A 19,942-nucleotide genomic window follows, 5' to 3' on the forward strand; every position below is an offset into this window, starting at 1 on the left:
GCACGCGCACGGATAGGCCGTGCGCGGTGAGGAGCAATCATGACCAGGGCGTGGCGTGGCCTCATCGAGGAGTACCGTGACCGACTTCCGGTGACCACGGCGACGCCCGTTGTCACGCTTCTGGAGGGCGGCACCCCGCTCGTCCCGGCGAACCGGGTGTCGGCGCTGACCGGCTGCGAGGTCTATCTGAAGGTCGAGGGCCTCAACCCGACCGGAAGCTTCAAGGACCGTGGCATGACCATGGCGATCAGCAAGGCCGTCGAGGACGGGGCGAAGGCCGTCATCTGCGCCTCGACCGGCAACACCAGCGCCTCCGCCGCCGCCTACGCGGTCCGGGCGGGCCTGACCTGCGCCGTGCTGGTGCCCCGAGGCAAGATCGCGATGGGCAAGCTGGCCCAGGCACTGGTCCACGGGGCCAGGCTGCTCCAGGTCGAGGGGTCCTTCGACGACTGCCTGGAGATGACCAGGAAGCTGTCGGAGAACTACCCGATCGCGCTGGTCAACTCGGTGAACCCGTTCCGGCTCCAGGGCCAGAAGACCGCCGCCTTCGAGATCGTCGACGCGCTCGGGGACGCCCCCGACATCCACTGCATCCCGGTCGGCAACGCGGGCAACATCTCGGCGTACTGGATGGGCTACACCGAGTACGCCGGGGACGGCGTCGCGACGAGGACGCCGCGGATGTTCGGCTTCCAGGCCAGCGGTGCCGCGCCGATCGTCAACGGCGCGCCGGTGACCCACCCGCACACGATCGCGACCGCGATCCGCATCGGCAACCCCGCCTCGTGGCAGCTCGCCGAGGCCGCCCGTGACGAGTCGGGCGGTGTGATCCAGGCCGTCACCGACCGTCAGATCGCCGCCGCGTACAAGCTGCTCGCCCAGGAGGAGGGCGTGTTCGTCGAGCTCGCCTCCGCCGCCAGCGTGGCGGGCCTCCTCCAGGCCCACGGGCAGGGCCTGGTCGAGCCGGGACAGCGCATCGTGTGCACGGTGACCGGAAACGGTCTCAAGGACCCCGACTGGGCCATCTCGGGCGCCCCCACGCCGGTGACGATCCCGATCGACGCGCACGCGGCGGCCACCGCCCTCGAACTCGCCTAGTCGAACCTCAAGCTCGCCCAGTGAACCTCACGTGAACCTCAGGAGAAGCGACGTGCCCCTCACGGCCCCCTCGGGGACCTCGACGACCGGCGGCACGGCGAAGGTGACCGTCCGAGTCCCCGCGACGTCGGCCAATCTGGGGCCCGGATTCGACACGCTGGGGCTCGCTCTGGACCTTCACGACGAGATCGAGGCAGAGCTGTTCGACCCCCAGGGCGGGCCGGACTCCCAAAGCGTCGACATCGTGGTCGAGGGCGAGGGAGCCGCGGAACTCGACCTGGGCGAGGGGCACCTCATCGTCACCACGATGCGCGCGACCTTTGACGCGATGGGTCTCCCACGGCCGCGCGGCATCCGGCTGCGCTGTCTCAACCGGATCCCGCACGCCCGCGGCCTCGGCTCCTCGTCCGCGGCGATCTGCGCCGGAATCCTCGCCGCCCGCGCCCTCGCCGCCACCCCGTACGCGCGAGACGACCGTGGCGGGGATCAGTCGCCGGAGGGGCCGGCCGAGCTGACCGACGACGCCGTCTTCGCGCTGGCCACCGAGATCGAAGGGCATCCCGACAACGTGGCGCCGTGCCTGGCCGGTGGGTTCACCGTGGCGTGGACGGACGCCGGGGGTGTGCCGCACCTGGTACGGCTGCCGCCCCACGAGGCCCTCAGGCCCGTGGTCCTCATCCCCGCGCACCGGCTGTCCACCGAGATCGCCCGCGGGCTGCTGCCCAAGGACGTCCCGCACGCCGACGCCGCCGCGAACGCGGGAAGGGCCGCACTGCTGGTCGCGGCGCTGACCGCCAGACCCGAGCCCGAGTTGCTGCTCGCCGCCACGCAGGACCGTCTCCACCAGGATTACCGCGCCCCCGCCATGCCGGGGACCGCCGATCTGGTGCGACGGCTGCGCGAGGCGGGGGTCGCCGCGGTCGTCTCGGGAGCGGGGCCCACGGTTCTTGCGTTTTCAACGGTGAATACGCAGGATTTGATCGCACCGGAAGTGGGTAATGACTGGCACATCCAGCCACTGGATGTCGAAACCAGAGGCGCCCGCGTTGTTTCTCTTGAGACACGCTGACACCTCTTCGACCCTCAGGGAATAGCTGTGTGCGCTGGTGATGTTAGGCTGATAGCCGCACCAGGTGCCCCGCGTTGGGTGCGTGCTTGTCAGCCACACATCGCTGTGCCATGTCTCACCTGGTGAGACATGGGCGCCGCAGTGGCCTCCCCGAATCCGTTGCCTCCGAATGCCCCATATTTCGGTAGGGGCATTGAGAAGCGGCGTTGTAGGGGGACATGCGCGTTCGAACCACCTCGACATCTGGTTGCCGGTAGCAATCCGGGGGGTGTCCTCCAAGTCCCACCGTCGGCGATTCTCGATGGTGACGGCCTGGATCCGCCCTTCTCCGACAGTGGCGGCGGCTCTCGATGGGCCGTCGAGGATCGCAACGTGCAACCCGACCCGGTCTGTCCCACCGGGTCGATCGCACCACCGGGACGATTGGCTGATCATGGCCACGCCCGACCCCTGGGAAGGACCCATTAGTGAGCGACACCACCGAACTCCTCTCCGACGTCACCGGCACGGCGCCGGCGTCCGGCGACACCCCCACCCGCCCCGCGGCCAAGCCGCGCCGTCGCTCCGGCACCGGCCTTTCCGCCATGGTGCTGCCTGAGCTGCAGGCCATGGCCTCCGGGCTCGGCATCAGCGGGACCGGGCGGATGCGCAAGAGCCAGCTGATCGCGGCCATTCAGGAGAAGCAGGGCGTCTCCACCGAGAGCGCCCAGGCTCCCGCCGCCGTCAAGGAGACACCTGCCGTGGCCGCCCCCGCCGTCGTGGCCGAGCCGGTCGCCGAGCGTCCGGCGCGCACCCGCAGGGAACGGTCCCGTCCCGTCGTGGCCGCCGAGCCCGTCGTGGAGCAGGCGCCCTCCGCCCCCACCCCCGAGCCCGTGGCCGCCGTCGTCGCGCCCGAGCCCGTCGTGGAGCAGCAGACCATCGAGACCACCCCGGCCGAGGGTCGTGGCGAGCGCGAGAGCCGTCGCGAGCGCGGCGAGCGCCGTGGCCGCAACAGCGAGCGCCGCGAGCGTGGCGAGCGTGGCGACAACCGCCCCGACAACCGGACCGACGGCCGCGCCGACCAGCGCGCCACCGACGCCGGCCAGAGCCGTGGCGAGCGGACCAGCGACCGCGGCGAGCGGACCAGCGACCGCGGTGACCGTCTCAACGACCGCGGTGACCGTCTCAACGACCGCGGTGAGCGGACCAGCGACCGTGGCGACAGGGGCGAGCGAGGCGACAGGGGCCCGCAGAACCGAGGCCCGCAGGACCGCAACGACCAGCACGGCGTAGGCGACGACGACGACCGCCGTGGCCGCCGTGGCCGGTTCCGCGAGCGCAACCGCCGTGGCCGCGAGCGGTTCGACAGCAACGAGCCCGTGGTCGGCGACGACGACGTCCTCATCCCGATCGCCGGAATCCTGGACATCCTCGACAACTACGCGTTCGTGAGGACGAGCGGTTACCTGCCGGGCTCCAACGACGTCTACGTCTCGCTGGCCCAGATCCGCCGCAACGGCCTGCGCAAGGGTGACGTCGTCACCGGCGCCGTCCGCCAGCCCCGCGACGGCGAGCGCAGGGAGAAGTTCAACGCGCTCGTCCGTCTCGACACGGTCAACGGCATGGACCCGGAGCAGGCGCGGCAGCGGCCCGACTTCAACAAGCTCGTCCCCCTCTACCCGCAGGAGCGCCTGCGTCTGGAGACCGAGCCGAACATCCTGACCACCAGGATCATCGACATGGTGGCGCCGATCGGCAAGGGCCAGCGCGGTCTCATCGTCTCCCCGCCCAAGGCGGGCAAGACGATGGTGCTCCAGGCGATCGCCAACGCGATCACTCGCAACAACCCCGAGTGCCACCTCATGGTCGTCCTCGTCGACGAGCGTCCGGAAGAGGTCACCGACATGCAGCGGTCGGTGAAGGGCGAGGTGATCCACTCGACCTTCGACCGCCCTGCCGAGGACCACACCACGGTCGCCGAGCTGGCCATCGAGCGCGCCAAGCGCCTGGTGGAGCTCGGCCACGACGTGGTCGTGCTGCTCGACTCGATCACCCGCCTGGGCCGCGCCTACAACCTGGCGGCCCCGGCCTCCGGCCGTATCCTGTCCGGTGGTGTCGACTCCACCGCGCTCTACCCGCCGAAGCGTTTCTTCGGCGCCGCCCGCAACATCGAGAACGGCGGCTCGCTGACGATCCTCGCCACCGCGCTGGTCGAGACCGGCTCCAAGATGGACGAGGTCATCTTCGAGGAGTTCAAGGGCACGGGCAACCTGGAGCTCAAGCTCAACCGGCAGCTCGCCGACAAGCGGATCTTCCCCGCGGTGGACGTCGACGCGTCCGGCACCCGTAAGGAGGAGATCCTCATGGGTAAGGACGAGCTCCAGATCATCTGGAAGCTCCGCCGCGTGCTGCACGCCCTGGACATGCAGCAGGCCCTTGAGCTTCTCCTGGAGAAGATGAGGGAGACCAAGTCCAACGCGGAGTTCCTGCTCCAGGTGCAGAAGACGACGGTCAGCTCCGACCGCGACTGATCGTCCGCCGTACGTCGAACGCCCCGGCCCCTCCGGCCGGGGCGTTCACGTTTTCCAAAGCCCTTGTGTGACCCCGTACTTCGGGATATCCCTACTTCAGGACCCCTTTTCCCCGTGACTCCCGTACCCGAGACGGTCGCGGGTGTGGACGGCACGCGAGGAGGGCGGCGCGCCGGAACGGACGGGCGCGGGGGGACGGCGGGGACGGCGGGGACACAGATGACGAGGGTGGGCATCGGGGACAGAGGAGGCGCATGACGGTCGAGACGCTGGGAGGCACGACCCCGGTCAGGACGCCGCTCAGGTGGCGTGTCCCGCTCGGGCCGAACGGCCCCCTGGGCATGCTCGTCGACCCGATGACCTGGCGGGCCGTCCCCTACCTGCTGGTGAGCGTGTTCTACGGCCTCGCCTGCTTCGCGTTCCTCGCGTCCGTGGTCCCGGCCTCCCTGGTGATGGTGCTCGTGTGGATCGGGCTGCCGCTGCTCGCCCTGACCATGCTCGCCTGGCGGGGCGCCGCGATGCTGGAGCGCCGGTTCCTGCGCCTGGCCTTCGGCGTCGACATACCCAGCCCCTACCGGCCCTCCGAGGGCGACAACCTGTTCCTGCGCTGGAAGGACATGTTCGTCGACCCCGCCACCTGGAAGGACCTGCTCTACCTGTTGTTACTGCTGCCGATCGGAATCGCGGAGTTCACCGTCACGGCGGTCCTGTGGGTTCTCGGACTGGGCCTGACGTTCGCGCCACTGCCCCTGCTGCTGGCCGGGCAGCCGATGACGCCCATCGGCGGGCTGCCGATCGACAGCGGGCCGCGGGTGCTGCTGTGCGCGTTGATCGGGGCCTGTTTCCTCCTCGCCGCCCTGTACGCGACCCGGGGCATGGCCTGGTTGCACGTCCTGTTCGGCGTCGCCCTGCTGGGGACGAGTGAGAAGAACCGGCTGGCGGCCCGCGCCGCCCACCTGAGGGCCAGCAGGGCCCGCGGGGTGGACGCGGCGGAGGCCGAGCGGCGCCGGATCGAACGGGACCTGCACGACGGCGCCCAGCAGCGGCTGCTGTCCGTGGCGATGGACCTGGGCCGGGCACAGGCCAAGCTGGACTCCGACCCCGACGCCGCGAGGGAGCTCCTCGCCCAGGCGCACCGGGGCACCAAGGCCGCCATCGCCGAGCTGCGTGACCTCGCCAGGGGTATCCACCCGGCGATCCTCACCGACAGGGGGTTGAGTGCGGCCCTGTCGTCGCTCGCCGCCCGCGCGCCCGTACGGGTGGACCTGTCGGTGGAGGTCTCCCACCGGCCGCCGCCCGCGGTGGAGAGCATCGCCTACTTCGTCGTGGCCGAGTGCCTGAGCAATCTCGCCAAACACTCCGAGGCCACCGAGGCGTTCGTCCGGGTGAGCCGCGAGGGGCAGCGGGTGATCGTCGAGGTCTACGACAACGGGGTCGGCGCCGCCGTGCCGCGGCCGGGCAGTGGCCTCGCCGGGCTGGCGGACCGGGCCGCGACCATCGACGGCACCCTGAGCATCGACAGCCCGCTGGGCGGTCCCACGATGATCAGGGCGGAGTTGCCCTGCGAATGGTGAGAACGTGGAACCCATGCGGGTGGTGATCGCCGAGGACTCGGTGCTGTTGCGTGAGGGACTGGCGAGGCTCCTGGCGGACGGGGGCATCGAGACCGTGGGGGTGGCGGGCGACGGCCCCGGGCTGGTGGCGGTGGTCGACGAGCACGACCCGGACCTCGCCGTCGTCGACGTGCGGATGCCGCCGACCCATACCGACGAAGGGCTGCGCGCCGCACTGGAGGCGAGGTCCAGGCGGCCGGGGCTGCCGATTCTCGTCCTGTCGCAGTACGTCGAGGAGCAGTACGCCACCGAACTCATCGGCGGCGGCGCCGCGGCGGTCGGCTACCTGCTCAAGGAGCGGATAGCCGACGTGGCCGAGTTTCTCGACGCCGTACGCCGGGTGGCGGCCGGTGGGACGGTCATCGACCCCGAGGTGATCGGACAGCTCCTGAGCCGCCAGCGCAGGGGCGATCCCCTGGAGTCCCTGACCGCGAGAGAGAGCGAGGTCCTGGCACTGATGGCGGAGGGGCGCTCCAACACCGCGGTCGCCGGACGGATGCTCGTCACCGAGGGTGCCGTGGAGAAGCACATCTCCAGCATCTTCTGCAAACTCGGGCTGGAGCCCGCCGCCGACGATCACCGCCGTGTCCTCGCCGTGCTGGCGTACCTGGGACGGTGACAGCCTGGAGCGCCCGGTTTCCTCGCGGAGGTCCGCCTGGCGCGGCCTCCTTGCGGATATCGGGCCAGGCGGGGGCCGTGAGCGGGCTGGAGGGGCAGGTCACGGGGGCGGGGAATGTCTTGTGGCCTGGGATGGTTGGAGGATCTGGCACACTGGTAGCCGAACCGTAGCGGTTCCGGTTCCCGCCCGCGCGCACCTCGGTGTGCTCAGCGCGCAAGCCCTACAGGCGAGAGACAGTGGCGACCCGGCGACCGCGTTTTGGAGAGGAAAAGGCAACATGAAGCCCGACATCCACCCGGAGTACCACGCCACGCAGGTGACCTGCACCTGTGGTAACTCCTTCACCACCCGCAGCACCGCCAAGAACGGCGTGATCCACGCCGACGTGTGCTCCGCCTGCCACCCCTTCTACACGGGCAAGCAGAAGATCCTGGACACCGGCGGCCGGGTGGCGCGCTTCGAGAAGCGCTTCGGCAAGAAGCCCGCGGGCCAGTAGCTCTCATCTCGGCGCCGGCTCGGATAACCCCCTTCGCGGGGTGCCCGGGTCGGCGTTCGTGGTGATGAGGCAGGCTGACAAGGGCTTTCAAGGAAGGACGCACGGTGAATCTCGACGAGCTGCTCAGTGAGTACGCCGAGCTGGAACTCAAGCTCGCCGACCCCTCCGTGCACGCCGACCAGAAGCAGGCACGCACCTTCGGCAGGCGCTACGCCGAGCTGACCCCGATCATCGCCACCTACCGCGAGCTTGAGGGCGTCCGGTCCGACCTCGGCACGGCGAGGGAGCTCGCCTCGGAGGACGAGGGGTTCGCCGAGGAGGCGAAGGAGCTGGAGGCCCGGATTCCCGAGCTGGAGGAGAGGCTCAGGCACCTGCTCGTCCCGCGCGATCCCAACGATGACAAGGACATCATCATGGAGATCAAGGCGGGCGAGGGTGGTGAGGAGTCCGCCCTGTTCGCCGGAGACCTCCTGCGGATGTATCTGCGGTACGCCGAGCGGATCGGCTGGAAGACCGAGTTGATCGACGCCACCCACTCCGACCTCGGCGGTTACAAGGACGTCACGATCGCCCTGAAGGCGAGGGGCGACGAGGGCGTCTGGTCGAGGCTCAAGTTCGAGGGCGGCGTGCACCGCGTCCAGCGGGTCCCGGTCACCGAGTCGCAGGGGCGCATCCACACCAGCGCCGCCGGTGTGCTCGTCTACCCGGAGGCCGAGGATGTCGACGTCCAGATCGACCCGAACGATCTCCGTATCGACGTCTACCGCTCCAGCGGACCCGGCGGGCAGAGTGTCAACACCACTGACTCGGCCGTGCGGATCACCCACGTTCCGACGGGTGTCGTCGCCTCCTGCCAGAACGAGAAGAGCCAGCTCCAGAACAAGGAGTCGGCGATGCGCATTCTGCGGGCACGCCTGCAGGCGATCGCCGAGGAGGAGGCGAACGCCGCCGCCATGGCCGAGCGCAAGTCCCAGATCCGCACGGTCGACCGCTCCGAGCGCATCCGCACCTACAACTTCCCGGAGAACCGCATCTCCGATCACCGTGTCGGTTTCAAGGCCTACAACCTCGACCAGGTGCTCGACGGGGATCTCACGGCCGTCATCCAGTCCCTGCTCGACGCCGAGATGGCGGAGAAGCTCGCCGCCCATTCATAGAACGCGCCCATGACCTTTCTGCTGGACGAGATCGCCCTCGCCACCGCCCGGCTCGCCGAGGCAGGTGTGCCGTCTCCGCGCACCGACGCCGAGGAGATCGCCGCGTGTGTGCACGGCGTACGCCGCAGCGAGCTGCACACGGTGAAGGACTCCGACTTCGACGCCCTGTTCTGGGAGGGCGTCGCCCGTAGGGAGTCCCGCGAGCCGCTCCAGCACATCACCGGGCGGGCCTACTTCCGCTACCTGTCCCTGGAGGTCGGGCCCGGCGTGTTCGTGCCGCGCCCGGAGACCGAGGTCGTGGTGGGCTGGGCGATCGATCGGCTGCGGGAGATGGACGTCGCCTCGCCCGTGGTCGTGGATCTCGGCACCGGTTCGGCCGCGATCGCGCTGTCCATCGCCCAGGAGGTCGCGCTCGCCACCGTGCACGCGGTCGAGGTCGATCCCGGCGCCTACACCTGGGCGAAGCGCAACATCATCGAACACGGCCAGGGCCGTGTCCACCTGCACCCCGAGGACCTGGCCGACGCCCTCTCGGAGCTGAACGGCCAGGTGGACCTGGTGATCTCCAACCCGCCCTACATCCCGCCGGGCGCGATCCCCCGCGACCCCGAGGTCCGCGACTACGACCCGCACCGCGCGCTGTACGGATCGGGGAGCGACGGCCTCGACGAGGTCAGGGCGGTGGAGCGGACCGCGAGGCGGCTGCTGCGCCCCGGCGGGTTCGTCGCCGTGGAACACGCCGACCAGCAGGGCACTCCGGTCTATCTGATCTTCTCTGAGGAGAACGGCTGGCGCGACGTCCGCAGCCGCCAGGACCTGACTCGCAGGGACCGCTTCGTCACCGCTCGATTCGGCCAGGAATAGGATGCACGCCGTGAGCCGACGTTATGACTGTATGGATGCCGACCAGCGAGCCACGGGCCTGGTCGAGGCCGCGTCCGCCCTCCAGCGGGGTGAGCTCGTGGTGCTCCCGACCGACACCGTCTACGGTGTCGGCGCCGACGCCTTCACGCCCGCCGCGGTCACCGCCCTGCTGGAGGCGAAGGGACGCGGCCGTGACATGCCGGTTCCCGTGCTGGTCGGGACCGTCCGGGCCGCGAACGCCCTGGTGGAGAACCTCGGTCCGTACGGCCAGGATCTCATCGACTCCTTCTGGCCGGGGCCGCTCACGCTGATCTGCCGTGCGAACCGGTCGCTGTCGTGGGATCTCGGCGACGCCAAGGGCACCGTCGCGATCCGGATGCCGCTGCACGCGGTCGCCCTCGACCTGCTCAAGGAGACCGGCCCGCTCGCCGTCTCCAGCGCCAACCGCTCGGGTGCCCCCGCGGCCACCACCGCCGCCGACGCGGAGAAGCAGCTCGGCGACTCGGTGTCGGTCTATCTCGACGCCGGGCCGTGCGAGAGCGACATCCCCTCGACGATCCTCGATCTGACCACGGCGGTGCCCAGGCTCCTGCGGCGTGGGGCGATCGGCGTGGAGAAGCTGCGCGGCGTGATCGGCTACGTCGCCACGGACACGGGCCCGGAGCCCGGCAACTGACGGTGAGGACAGTGTGAGGACACGGGCGAGCGCCTCTACGGGGGCGCCCCGACGTCTGAGCGCGCGTCCCCGGCATATGCCGTGATCCATGCCATCTGATTATCACCGTGACGCCGGGCTGTCTCCCCGGTACCTTGAAGTGGGCCGACACTTCCTGGGAGACGTCCATGGGCAAGTTCGAAGGAATGGACCCCAAGCTGGTCCGCGATCTGTTGTCCGAGGTTCAGCGGGCGGCCGAGCGGATGCGGGACGTCGAGGGCAAGGTCTCGCAGCTGATGAGCGGGGCGGGCCTGTCCTCTCAGTCGACCCACAGACCCGTCCAGATCGCCGACGCGTGCGACGTGATGGTCCGCGACGTCTCCGCCCGTGTGGCGCTGCTGGAGAAGAAGGTCAACCAGAACGCGACGGCGCCCCCCACCGAGCCGAAGGCCGGGGACACGAAGCCCGAGGCGGGCTCCCAGGGCGAGGGCGCGAAGCCGGAGACGGGCTCTCAGAACGGTGCCAAACCGGAGGGCGGTTCTCAGAACGGCGCCAAGCCCGAGACCCCGAAGGCGGACGACCTCAAGCCGGCCGTCGGGGCGGACGACAAGCCCCGCGTCGGCGATCAGTCGGCGGAGACCACCCAGCGCGACGATCCCAAGGACTCCTCCAAGCCCGACAGCAAGCACGACTCCCCGAAGGCCGACGAGGCCAAGCCGGAGGCCGGTTCGAAGAGCGACGAGACCTCCCCGCGGGATGATCGGAAGGAGACGCAGAAACCCGAGGCGTCCGGGTCAGACGACCGGAAGCCGGAAACGGGGTCGAAGGCCGACGAGACCTCTCCGCGCGAGGGGGAGAAGGCCAAAGAGGAGCGGGAGGGGGAGAAGGCCAAGGAGGAGCGGGAGAAGCCCAAGGAGACCGCGAAACCGACTGAGACCGCACCGCGCGAGACCCCCAGGCCCGATCCCACGCCTGAGCCTCCCAAGGCGGAGCAGCCACGCCCTGAGCCTCCCAAGGCCGATCCGACGCCTGAGCCTCCCAAGGCCGAGGAACCGCGTCACGAACCTCCGAAGGCCGAGGAGCCGCGTCCTGAGCCTCCCCGCCCGGACCCCGTGCCGGAGGCTCCTAGGGACGATGCCGTGCCTCCGTCAGAGGTGTACAACCCGGACTCCCAGTCCGTACCGGACGTGCCGAGGGGCGAGGACACGCGGCCGGAGGCCCCCGCGCCGGGTCGCGTCCCCGAGATACCGAACGTCGAGGGCGCGCCCATGCCAGGCGCCCCGAACGCCGAGGGCGCGGAGGTGCCCAGGCAGGATTCCGCGCCCGCGCCGGACGTCCCCAGAGCCGAGGGGACGCATCCTGAGACGCCGAGGGTCGAGGATCTGAAGCCCGCGGTTCCCGGACCGGGGGAGAACCCGCAAGGGGGAGGGCAGCCCGTCGACACCGCGCCGCGCGAGACGCCCGACCTCCCGCGTATGCCCGAGGCTCCCAACCCGGACACCGCCCCCGCGCCCGGGACGCCGCAGGGGGACTCCACGCCCACGCCGGAGCCGCCCAGGGCCGACGACAGGGGGACGGAGGTCATCAACTCGGGCGACACGACGCCGCGCGGGCAGGATTCGACCGGCACCGTGCCCGTGAACGATTCCGACGCCAAGGGCGACACGGGGTCCAAGGGTGACGAGACGACGCCGCGAGGCGATTCCACGGGTAACGCGCCGGACGCCAAGGGCGACACCGGGTCCAAGGGCGATGAGACGACGCCGCGAGGGGACTCCACGGGTAACGCGCCGGACGCCAAGGGCGACACCGGGTCCAAGGGTGACGAGACGACGCCGCGAGGGGACTCCACGGGTAACGCGCCCGACGCCAAGAGTGACACCGGGTCCAAGGGTGACGAGCGCTCGCCCAGAGACGGGGGAGGGTCGTCCGGCGACACCGTTTTCGACACCCCGAGGAAGGATCATCCCGACGACATCGACCAGAGCGGCGATTCCAGGGCGAAGGTCGTGGAGGTCGACGGGGTGAGGGTGCTCCAGATCCCGCTCGACGCGCCCACGGCGGCCGAGGTCGACGAGCTGCTGAAGAACATCGAGGACATCCCGCCACTGGAGATGCCGGGTGTCGACAACGTCTCCGTCACCGCGGGGCAGCCCGGCTGGGTCGAGCCGCACGAACCGCTCGATTCCGCCAAGCCCGCGTACCCGCTCCTCGACACAGCGGGCCCGGCCACGGACCAGACCGTCCAGCCGCCGGGCACCGGTGGCGACGCGACTCCCCAGTCCACCGGTACGACCTCGGGCGAGCCCGCCGCGCCCAGGCCCGCCGATGTGACGCAGGGAGACTCCCCTTCCCGGTCCACCGGTGAGGACGCGCTCCGGCCCGTCGGGACGGCTTCGGGCGAGCCTGCGATCCAGACGGCGGGTACGTCCTCGGGTGAGGCTGTCGCGCGGCCGGACGGGATGCGGGTGCCGGCCGTCGGCGACGCGGTTTCCGCTGTGGCGCAGGATACGGCAGGGGTTTCCGGACAGGCGGCGGGAGCGGTTCCCGAGGGTGGGTCCGCGCAACCGGACGCGCAGCCGGACGCGCAGCCGCCCGTGCGACCGGATACGCAACCGGATGTGCGGCCGGTCGCACAGCAGGACGGGGGTTCGGTCGCCCGGTGGGCGAACGACGGCGGTGACGTCGTCACCGCAGAGGCGGGTCCGCTCGACCTCGACGCGCTCAAGACGCTCGCCGACAACGCCCGCGAGATCGAACCGCTGGAGATGCCCGGCGTGAGCGTGCCCGACGGGGAGACCTGGGGCGAGGGCGCCTGGGCGCCCATGGACATCCGGCCCGACGGTCCTGCGGGCGATGTGGAAGCGGGAGATCCGCTGCGGCCGATCCCGCCTCCGGGGGGCGGCCGGTGACCGTCGCGAAGGCGATGCCGAGGCGGCGAGCGGGTAGGTGAGAAGCGCCTGGGAAGCGGAGGGCGGCAGGCAGGGAGTGTGGCAGCGGGTCGTCCTCGTCCTTGAGCGTGGTCAGCGAGCAAAGAGGGTCAGTGAGCAGGAGGCAGGGAGCGTGTCAGCGAGGGTGAGGAGCCTGTGATGTTCGTGGATCCACCCGCACCGCAGCCGATGCAGCCGGGGGAGACCCCTCCGGCCTCGGCCAGCACCGGTCTGCCGTCCCCGGACGCGGCCACGTCGTGGGAGTTCAACCCCGACTACCAGCGGCTGGTCATGATGTGGAGGCAGGTGCTCCCCGTGCTCGACACGCTGACCTCCAGCCTGGACAAGGCCTACCAGCTCGCCAGGAGCAGCGATGTCTGGGACGCGCCCGTCTCCGGCCGCTATGTCGAGGACATGACGGAGTGGCGCACCCGTCTTGGCCTCTATCGGCAGGCGGTCCTGACGTCGATCAGCGACCAGGCGGCCGACACGCCGAGGTGGGTGCCGGTCAGATCCGGAGCCCCGCACGCGTTCTCGTGAGGTGGCCCCGTCGGTGGTGTCGATCTTCCGGGAGACGCGGTCTCGTGGGAGGGTTCTCCGGGCGGCGTCGTGTCTTCGTGACAGGTGTTCCTGTGATGCGGTCCCCTCGATGGGGGCGTTCCCTCGCGACACGCTTTCCGGGGCGGCGCGTCCCTGACGTGGGATAACCGGGCGGGGCGGGCTTACAGTGGGGGTGAGTCGTCGTCTTCGGGGTGTGAGCCATGGGCGCAGAACCGTACTACGGGCCGGATTTCGGTCTCCTGCAGCGCGAGGACCCGGAGATCGCGAGTGTGCTCCTCGACGAGCTCGACCGGCTCCGTGGAGGCGTCCAGCTGATCGCGAGCGAGAACTTCACCTCACCCGCCGTGCTCGCCGCGCTCGGCTCGACGCTCACCAACAAGTACGCCGAGGGTTACCCCGGCAGGCGTTACTACGCCGGGTGCGAGGTCGTCGACCGGGCCGAGCGGCTCGCGATCGACCGCGCCAAGCTGCTGTTCGGCGCCGAGCACGTCAACGTGCAACCCCACTCCGGCGCCTCGGCGAACCTGGCCGCCTACGCGGCCCTGCTCCAGCCTGGCGACACCATGCTCGCGATGGAGCTGTCGCACGGCGGCCATCTCACGCACGGCTCCAAGGTCAACTTCTCGGGACGCTGGTTCGACGTCGTGGCGTACGGCGTGCGCAGGGACACCGAGCTGATCGACTACGACGAGGTGAGGGAGCTGGCGCTTCGGCACCAGCCCAAAATGATCATCTGTGGCGCCACCGCCTATCCGCGTGAGATCGACTTCGCCGCTTTCCGCGGGATCGCGGACGAGGTGGGCGCCTGGCTGCTCGCCGACGTCGCGCACACCGTCGGCCTGATGGCCGGGCGGGCCCTGCCGTCCGCCGTGCCGTACGCGGACGTGGTGACCTTCACGACGCACAAGGCGCTGCGCGGTCCGAGGGGCGGCGGGATCATGTGCACGGGGGAGCTGGGGCCCAAGATCGATCGCGCGGTCTTCCCGTTCGTGCAGGGGGGCCCGCTCATGCACGCGGTGGCGGCCAAGGCGGTCGCGTTCGGCGAGGCGCTGCGGCCGGAGTTCGCACAGTACGCGCGGCAGGTGGTGGCGAACGCCCAGGTGCTGGCCGACGCGCTCGCCGCCGAGGGCATGCGGCCGGTCTCCGGGGGCACCGACAGCCATCTGGCACTGATCGATTTGCGCGATGTCGGGATCTCCGGAGCGGTGGCCGAGCAGCGGTGCCAGGCGGCCGGGATCACGCTGAACCGCAACGCGATCCCCTACGATCCCGAGCCGCCCACGGTGACCTCGGGGATCCGGGTCGGCACCCCCTGCGTCACGACCCAGGGGATGGGGCCCGAGGAGATGAAGGAAGTGGCCTCGATGGTCGCGCAGGCCATCCGCGACCCTGACGCGACGGGTGAGATACGGGAGCGCGTCGAGGTGCTGACGAAGGCTCATCAGATATATCCCAGCGAACTATGAGCTGTTCTGTGTCGTTTTCCGGTCACAGGTGGCCGGACTATCCGCGAAACTGGTTCCGTGCGCGAATACCTACTCATGGCGCTCGTCGCGGCCGCGGTGACGTACCTGCTGGTTCCCTTGATCCGCGTTTTCGCCGTTCGGATCGGCGCCATGCCCGAGGTTCGCAGCCGTGACGTGCACACAACGCCGACTCCCAGGCTCGGCGGCCTGGCGATGTACGGGGGCCTGGTCGCCGGTCTGCTGATCGCCGGAGAGCTGCCCTACGCCGGGGGCAAGCTGGCGGCCGAGGGCCAGGGCAAGACCGTGATCGCGCTGATCGCCGCAGGTGGCCTGATCACGCTGACCGGCTTTCTGGACGACTGGCTGGGAATGGACGCGCTGGTCAAGCTCGCCGGGCAGATCGGCGCCGCGGGGGTGCTCGTCACCTTCGGTGTCAGCCTGCCGTGGCTCCCGCTGCCCACCGCGCTGGGCGGGCAGACCATCCTGGACTCGACGCTGAGCCCGCTGATCACGATCCTGATCGTGGTCGTCATGATCAACGCGGTCAACTTCGTCGACGGGCTCGACGGGCTCGCCGCGGGGATCGTCGGTATCGCCGCCATGGCCACGTGGACGTACTCGGTGGCCCTGTCGAAGGACTACGGCAACACCAGCATCAACGCGACGGCGGTCATCGCCTCGGTGCTCATCGGGATCTGCCTCGGCTTCCTGCCGCACAACTTCCACCCGGCGAAGATCTTCATGGGCGACACGGGGGCGATGCTGATCGGCCTGGTCCTCGCCTCCACGATGATCCTGGTCACACCGCTCGACTCCAGCAGCATCAACCGTTTCCCCGTCATCCTTCCCCTGCTCGTGCCGGTCGCGATCCTGGTGCTCCCCCTGTTGGACCTGATCATGGCGGTGATCCGGCGCACGTCCAACGGCCTGTCGCCGTTCTCGCCCGACCGGGGGCATCTGCACCATCGGCTGCTGGACATCGGCCATTCGCACCGCCGCAGCGTCATGATCATGTACGCGTGGACCTTCCTGTTCGCCTTCGCGGTCGTGGCGCTGTCCATCGAGGGCGTCCCGCTCATCCTGTTCCCGCTCACCGTGTTGCTCGCGATCGGTGTGCTGGTGATGATGGCGCTGCCCCGCTGGCGCGCCCGCCGCGACCTCGGCGGGGCCGAGGGCGAGGCTGAGGGCGGAACCGAGGGGCGTGGCGGACTCGATCCCGCCCCTCCCACGGGTCCTACGGGTCCGGCGGAGGGGCCGGGGCGGCACGCGCGTCCTGGCGGGCAGCCGCAGCGGGGCAGGCCCCATCCGTATCCCTCGGAGGCGTCCGGACCCCGTTCGGCCGCCGCCGGCGACGACACGGCGACGCTTTCCGCGCTGCCCGACCTGTCGCTCAGCGCTCCCCGTCAGGGTTTCTCGAACTCTGAGACGCCGCTTTGAGCCGTTTCCGCCAACACCTTGATCGTTTACTTGAAACAGCAGGTAAAGGCGGCCTTCCGAGAGCTTGTGATAGCTTTCACTAACGGGTCCGGGGGCTAGCCGGATCTAAGACGTAGCAATCGCTCGCTTGATAACAGCCACAGGGAGTGCCGATGCAGGCCAACGACGTGCGCGTCCTCAAAGGGGCCGTGATACCCACCGCCGCCGCGGGCGTGGTCGTCGTCCTCGCGGCGACCCTGCTCTCCGGTGGCAGGGGAGCGCTGGGGGCCGCGCTCGGCCTCCTGGTGGTGGCGGTCTTCTTCACGGTGAGCCTGGTCGCGGTCTCCTACGCGAGCAGGATCTCTCCCGCCATGATGATGGTCGCCGCGATCGTCACCTACGCGGTGAAGGTCCTGATCATCATGGCGCTCCTTAAAGTTTTCGAGAGCGCCACGGCCTTCGAGCCCCGAGCCTTCGGCTGGTCGGCGATCGTCTGCACCGTCGTCTGGACGGCCGGTGAGATGTGGGGGTTCATGAAGACGAAGATGCTCTACGTCGATCCGGGCGCGACCGTTCCCGGTCAGGGCGACCCTCGGTGAGGCGTATTATGACCGGGCGGCGGGGACCCGATATGACTAGTCATCTGCCTGGCTGCTATTGTCATGCCCGCAATGAGCGAACAAGAACGCAGGCCCGAGAGCGATGGCCGCGACTTCGCCAATGCTGCCTGGTCGGTTCCCAGTTACATTCTCTCCGGGATCATTCTGTACGGCGGCGGTGGTTGGTTGCTGAGCCGTTGGACCGGCGTGGCTGTGTTCACACCGATCGGAGTGATCGTCGGTGTCGTTCTCGCCATCTACCTGGTCTACCGGAAATACGGTCGCTGACCTCGCGCGGCGGTCGCTTCGCTGAGGAAGCAATCTTGATCCACTACCACGTTGAAGGGAACGCCGCGTGAAGGCGCTGACGGTCCTCGCCGCCGACGAGTTCAAGGCCCCCGGGCTTGAGCTGTTCGATCTCCCCCCGATCATTCCCGGCGTCGCCTGGTTCACCAAGCCGGTCCTGCTCGCCCTGCTGAGCTCGCTCCTGGTCATAGCCTTCTGCTGGTCGGCCTTCGCCAACCCGAAGCTGGTCCCCAGGGGCATCCAGAACATCGGTGAGGTCGGCTACACGTTCGTCCGCGACCAGGTGGCCCGCCCCTTCCTCGGTAAGGACGCCGACCGCTGGATGGGCCTGCTGCTGAGCCTGTTCTTCCTGGTCTGGATCTGGAACCTGATGGGGGTCGTCCCCTTCCTGCAGTTCCCGATCGCCTCGCACATCGCCTTCCCGATCGTCCTGGCGGGCAGCATCTACGTGCTGAAGATCTACCTGGGCATGAAGCACCAGGGCGGGCTCGGCTACTTCAAGAACATGATGTTCCCGCCCGGCCTGCCCAAGCCGATCTACGTGCTGCTCGCGCCGATCGAGTTCCTCTCCAACATGATCGTGGCGCCGTTCACCCACGCCGTGCGACTCTTCGCCAACATGTTCGCGGGCCACATCATCCTCGCCTTCTTCAGCGCCGTCGGTTTCTGGTTCCTCTTCGAGCAGCTCACGCCGCTCGGGGCTCCTGTGGGTGTCGTCGGCGTCATCATGACGATCGCGATGACCGGGTTCGAGTTGTTCATCCAGTTCCTCCAGGCCTTCCTGTTCGCGCTGCTCGCCGCGATGTACATCGGCGGCTCGCTGCACGCCGAGCACTAAGACCCTTCTCGTCCAGTTCAGACCGGTGAGACTCGTTCACCGGCCATCTTGTAAAGGAAACAGCAATGAACATCATCGCTGAGGTCTCCGGCAACATCGGTTCCATCGGTTACGGACTCGCCACCCTCGGCCCCGGCATCGGTGTCGGTCTCATCTTCGGTAACGGTCTGCAGGCCATCGCCCGCCAGCCCGAGACCTACGGCCTGATCCGCCAGAACATGCTGCTGGGCTTCGTGCTCGTCGAGGCGCTGGCCCTGATCGGTCTTGTCGCGCCGTTCATCTACGGCTGATCGAAAACACCTCTGACGGAAGGCTGCATCGATGACTACCGCAGCTAAGCTCCTGGCGGCCGAGGGCACCAGCCCGCTCATGCCGCACGTCTACGAGCTGGTCGTCGGCGGTTTCGCGTTCTTCGTCGTCCTCTTCGTCGTCGGTAAGATCCTCACCCCGCGCATCCAGAAGACCCTGGCCGAGCGGACCGACGCGATCGAAGGCGGCATCAAGCGAGCCGAGGACGCCCAGGCCGAGGCCCAGGCGCTGCTCAAGCAGTACAAGGACCAGCTCTCCGAAGCCCGTCACGAAGCCTCGCGGCTGCGTGAGGAGGCCCGCGAGCAGGGCGCGCAGATCAAGGCCGAGCTCCGCGAGGAGGCGCAGGCCGAGGCCCGCCGCCTGGTCGAGGCCGCGCACCTGCAGATCGAGGCCGACCGCCAGCAGGCGTTCGCCCAGCTCCGCACCGAGCTCGGCCGTCTGTCGATCGAGCTCGCCGGCCGCATCGTCGGGGAGTCCCTGGAGGACGAGGCGCGTCAGCGCCGTACCGTCGACAGGTTCCTTGAGGAGCTCGAGTCGAGCAGCGCGGCGGTCCGCTGATGACGCGGCGAACCGGGCGTGACGCGCGAGTGTCGGTGAGCAGCCGATGAGGGGCCTGAGCAGGGCCTCGCTGGCCGAGGTCGAAGAGCGCTTCAACGCCGTCGCGGGAAGCGCCGACCTCGGCACGCTGGCCGACGAGCTTTTCTCGGTCGCCGACCTGCTGGACCGTGAGCACGGGCTCCGCCGCAACCTCTCCGACCCCGCACGTCCCGCGGCCCAGAAGGCGCAGGTCGTACGGGTGCTGCTGGAGGGCAAGATCAGCGGTGCCGCGCTGGAGACGGTCATCGCGGCCGTGTCCGCGAAGTGGGCGCGCCTGGGCGACCTGGCCGACGCGCTGGAGCGCCTCGGCGTCATCGCCGCCGCGGCCGAGGCGGAGGCACAGGGCAGGCTCGACGACGTCGAGGACGAGCTGTTCAGGTTCGGGCGCATCACCGCCTCGAACCTGGAGCTTTACCGGACCTTGACGGCGCCGGCGGCCCCGGCACCGGCCAAGCGGGAGCTCCTGAACTCCCTCCTGGCCGAAAAGGTGGCCCCCACCACCCTGCGCCTGGTCATCCAGCTCGTGCTGCATCCGCGAGGACGTAGCCTGGACAGTGGGCTTGCCGAGTTCGGCAGGCTGGTCGCCGCCCAGCGGCAGCGCCTCGTCGCGGTGGTGCGCAGCGCCGTCGTGCTCTCGGAGGTGCAGAAGCAGCGTCTCGCCACGTGGCTGCGCACCTCGTACGGCCGCGACGTTCATCTGAACGTCGAGGTGGATCCGCGGGTGCTGGGAGGGTTCTCGGTCCACATCGGGGACGACCTCATCGACACCACCATCGCGGGACGAATCGAAGAAGTCCGCCGCCGGTTGGCCGGCTAGGCGAATAGGGAGACTGAAGAGA

Annotated in this window: 19 protein-coding genes; all 19 read left to right on the top strand. The window is 69.6% G+C overall.

Annotation, left to right across the window (positions count from 1 at the left end; translation table 11 throughout):
- Positions 1–39: 39 nt before the first annotated feature.
- The 19 genes from thrC to ABZ664_RS07820 all read left to right on the top strand — a co-directional run bounded on the left by thrC (position 40) and on the right by ABZ664_RS07820 (position 19,920).
- Positions 40–1,098, top strand: a complete 1,059-nt coding sequence (gene thrC, locus ABZ664_RS07730; protein WP_362504610.1) for a threonine synthase — start codon at positions 40–42, stop codon at positions 1,096–1,098.
- Positions 1,099–1,150: 52 nt separating this feature from the next.
- Positions 1,151–2,167 carry a homoserine kinase gene (locus ABZ664_RS07735; RefSeq protein WP_362504613.1) on the top strand — a complete coding sequence of 339 codons (1,017 nt, stop codon included), beginning with the start codon at positions 1,151–1,153 and terminating at the stop codon, positions 2,165–2,167.
- A 467-nt stretch (positions 2,168–2,634) separates the two neighbouring features.
- The gene (gene rho / locus ABZ664_RS07740) at positions 2,635–4,677 is read left to right on the top strand and encodes a transcription termination factor Rho (RefSeq protein ID WP_362504617.1); all 2,043 of its coding nucleotides are present in this window, start codon (positions 2,635–2,637) and stop codon (positions 4,675–4,677) included.
- A gap of 254 nt (positions 4,678–4,931) precedes the next feature.
- A complete protein-coding gene (locus tag ABZ664_RS07745) occupies positions 4,932–6,251 on the top strand; it encodes a sensor domain-containing protein (protein ID WP_362504620.1) in 1,320 nt (439 codons plus the stop codon).
- Between the two features lie 13 nt (positions 6,252–6,264).
- Positions 6,265–6,909, top strand: coding sequence for a response regulator transcription factor (locus tag ABZ664_RS07750; RefSeq protein WP_350948603.1), 645 nt, complete (start codon positions 6,265–6,267; stop codon positions 6,907–6,909).
- 277 nt (positions 6,910–7,186) lie between these two features.
- Positions 7,187–7,405: a 50S ribosomal protein L31 gene (gene rpmE, locus ABZ664_RS07755; RefSeq protein ID WP_350948554.1), complete on the top strand. Its 219-nt coding sequence runs from the start codon at positions 7,187–7,189 to the stop codon at positions 7,403–7,405.
- Positions 7,406–7,509: 104 nt separating this feature from the next.
- A complete protein-coding gene (gene prfA / locus ABZ664_RS07760) occupies positions 7,510–8,562 on the top strand; it encodes a peptide chain release factor 1 (protein ID WP_362504623.1) in 1,053 nt (350 codons plus the stop codon).
- A 9-nt stretch (positions 8,563–8,571) separates the two neighbouring features.
- On the top strand, positions 8,572–9,426 hold the full coding sequence (prmC, locus tag ABZ664_RS07765) for a peptide chain release factor N(5)-glutamine methyltransferase (protein WP_362504626.1): 855 nt from the start codon (positions 8,572–8,574) through the stop codon (positions 9,424–9,426).
- A gap of 10 nt (positions 9,427–9,436) precedes the next feature.
- Positions 9,437–10,102 carry an L-threonylcarbamoyladenylate synthase gene (locus ABZ664_RS07770; RefSeq protein WP_362504629.1) on the top strand — a complete coding sequence of 222 codons (666 nt, stop codon included), beginning with the start codon at positions 9,437–9,439 and terminating at the stop codon, positions 10,100–10,102.
- A 167-nt stretch (positions 10,103–10,269) separates the two neighbouring features.
- Positions 10,270–12,993 (top strand): hypothetical protein, encoded by a 2,724-nt coding sequence (locus tag ABZ664_RS07775; RefSeq protein WP_362504632.1) that lies wholly within the window; start codon positions 10,270–10,272, stop codon positions 12,991–12,993.
- 177 nt (positions 12,994–13,170) lie between these two features.
- Positions 13,171–13,551, top strand: a complete 381-nt coding sequence (locus ABZ664_RS07780; RefSeq protein WP_350948559.1) for a hypothetical protein — start codon at positions 13,171–13,173, stop codon at positions 13,549–13,551.
- 221 nt (positions 13,552–13,772) lie between these two features.
- Positions 13,773–15,038: a serine hydroxymethyltransferase gene (gene glyA, locus ABZ664_RS07785; protein ID WP_362504635.1), complete on the top strand. Its 1,266-nt coding sequence runs from the start codon at positions 13,773–13,775 to the stop codon at positions 15,036–15,038.
- A 57-nt stretch (positions 15,039–15,095) separates the two neighbouring features.
- Positions 15,096–16,475, top strand: coding sequence for an MraY family glycosyltransferase (locus ABZ664_RS07790; protein WP_362504638.1), 1,380 nt, complete (start codon positions 15,096–15,098; stop codon positions 16,473–16,475).
- 152 nt (positions 16,476–16,627) lie between these two features.
- On the top strand, positions 16,628–17,053 hold the full coding sequence (locus ABZ664_RS07795) for a hypothetical protein (protein WP_362504641.1): 426 nt from the start codon (positions 16,628–16,630) through the stop codon (positions 17,051–17,053).
- Positions 17,054–17,125: 72 nt separating this feature from the next.
- Entirely contained in the window at positions 17,126–17,341 is a 216-nt protein-coding gene (locus tag ABZ664_RS07800; RefSeq protein ID WP_343975662.1) for an AtpZ/AtpI family protein, read from the top strand.
- A gap of 67 nt (positions 17,342–17,408) precedes the next feature.
- On the top strand, positions 17,409–18,197 hold the full coding sequence (gene atpB / locus ABZ664_RS07805) for a F0F1 ATP synthase subunit A (RefSeq protein WP_362504644.1): 789 nt from the start codon (positions 17,409–17,411) through the stop codon (positions 18,195–18,197).
- Positions 18,198–18,262: 65 nt separating this feature from the next.
- Positions 18,263–18,487 carry an ATP synthase F0 subunit C gene (gene atpE, locus ABZ664_RS07810; RefSeq protein ID WP_362504647.1) on the top strand — a complete coding sequence of 75 codons (225 nt, stop codon included), beginning with the start codon at positions 18,263–18,265 and terminating at the stop codon, positions 18,485–18,487.
- Positions 18,488–18,518: 31 nt separating this feature from the next.
- Positions 18,519–19,064: a F0F1 ATP synthase subunit B gene (locus ABZ664_RS07815; RefSeq protein WP_362504650.1), complete on the top strand. Its 546-nt coding sequence runs from the start codon at positions 18,519–18,521 to the stop codon at positions 19,062–19,064.
- Positions 19,065–19,110: 46 nt separating this feature from the next.
- The gene (locus ABZ664_RS07820; protein WP_362504652.1) at positions 19,111–19,920 is read left to right on the top strand and encodes a F0F1 ATP synthase subunit delta; all 810 of its coding nucleotides are present in this window, start codon (positions 19,111–19,113) and stop codon (positions 19,918–19,920) included.
- The last annotated feature ends 22 nt before the right edge of the window (positions 19,921–19,942 follow it).

This window comes from Streptosporangium sp. NPDC006930 (assembly GCF_040635605.1).
Taxonomy (GTDB): Bacteria; Actinomycetota; Actinomycetes; order Streptosporangiales; family Streptosporangiaceae; genus Streptosporangium.

What these genes read in the sequence shown, in the direction of transcription:
- ABZ664_RS07815 (WP_362504650.1), top strand. Translation starts at nt 18,519, where the DNA reads ATGACTACCGCAGCTAAGCTCCTGGCGGCCGAGGGCACCAGCCCGCTC.
- rpmE (WP_350948554.1), top strand. Translation starts at nt 7,187, where the DNA reads ATGAAGCCCGACATCCACCCGGAGTACCACGCCACGCAGGTGACCTGC.
- ABZ664_RS07780 (WP_350948559.1), top strand. Translation starts at nt 13,171, where the DNA reads ATGTTCGTGGATCCACCCGCACCGCAGCCGATGCAGCCGGGGGAGACC.
- ABZ664_RS07750 (WP_350948603.1), top strand. Translation starts at nt 6,265, where the DNA reads ATGCGGGTGGTGATCGCCGAGGACTCGGTGCTGTTGCGTGAGGGACTG.
- atpE (WP_362504647.1), top strand. Translation starts at nt 18,263, where the DNA reads ATGAACATCATCGCTGAGGTCTCCGGCAACATCGGTTCCATCGGTTAC.
- thrC (WP_362504610.1), top strand. Translation starts at nt 40, where the DNA reads ATGACCAGGGCGTGGCGTGGCCTCATCGAGGAGTACCGTGACCGACTT.
- ABZ664_RS07775 (WP_362504632.1), top strand. Translation starts at nt 10,270, where the DNA reads ATGGGCAAGTTCGAAGGAATGGACCCCAAGCTGGTCCGCGATCTGTTG.
- ABZ664_RS07820 (WP_362504652.1), top strand. Translation starts at nt 19,111, where the DNA reads ATGAGGGGCCTGAGCAGGGCCTCGCTGGCCGAGGTCGAAGAGCGCTTC.
- prmC (WP_362504626.1), top strand. Translation starts at nt 8,572, where the DNA reads ATGACCTTTCTGCTGGACGAGATCGCCCTCGCCACCGCCCGGCTCGCC.
- ABZ664_RS07745 (WP_362504620.1), top strand. Translation starts at nt 4,932, where the DNA reads ATGACGGTCGAGACGCTGGGAGGCACGACCCCGGTCAGGACGCCGCTC.
- ABZ664_RS07795 (WP_362504641.1), top strand. Translation starts at nt 16,628, where the DNA reads ATGCAGGCCAACGACGTGCGCGTCCTCAAAGGGGCCGTGATACCCACC.
- ABZ664_RS07800 (WP_343975662.1), top strand. Translation starts at nt 17,126, where the DNA reads ATGAGCGAACAAGAACGCAGGCCCGAGAGCGATGGCCGCGACTTCGCC.
- glyA (WP_362504635.1), top strand. Translation starts at nt 13,773, where the DNA reads ATGGGCGCAGAACCGTACTACGGGCCGGATTTCGGTCTCCTGCAGCGC.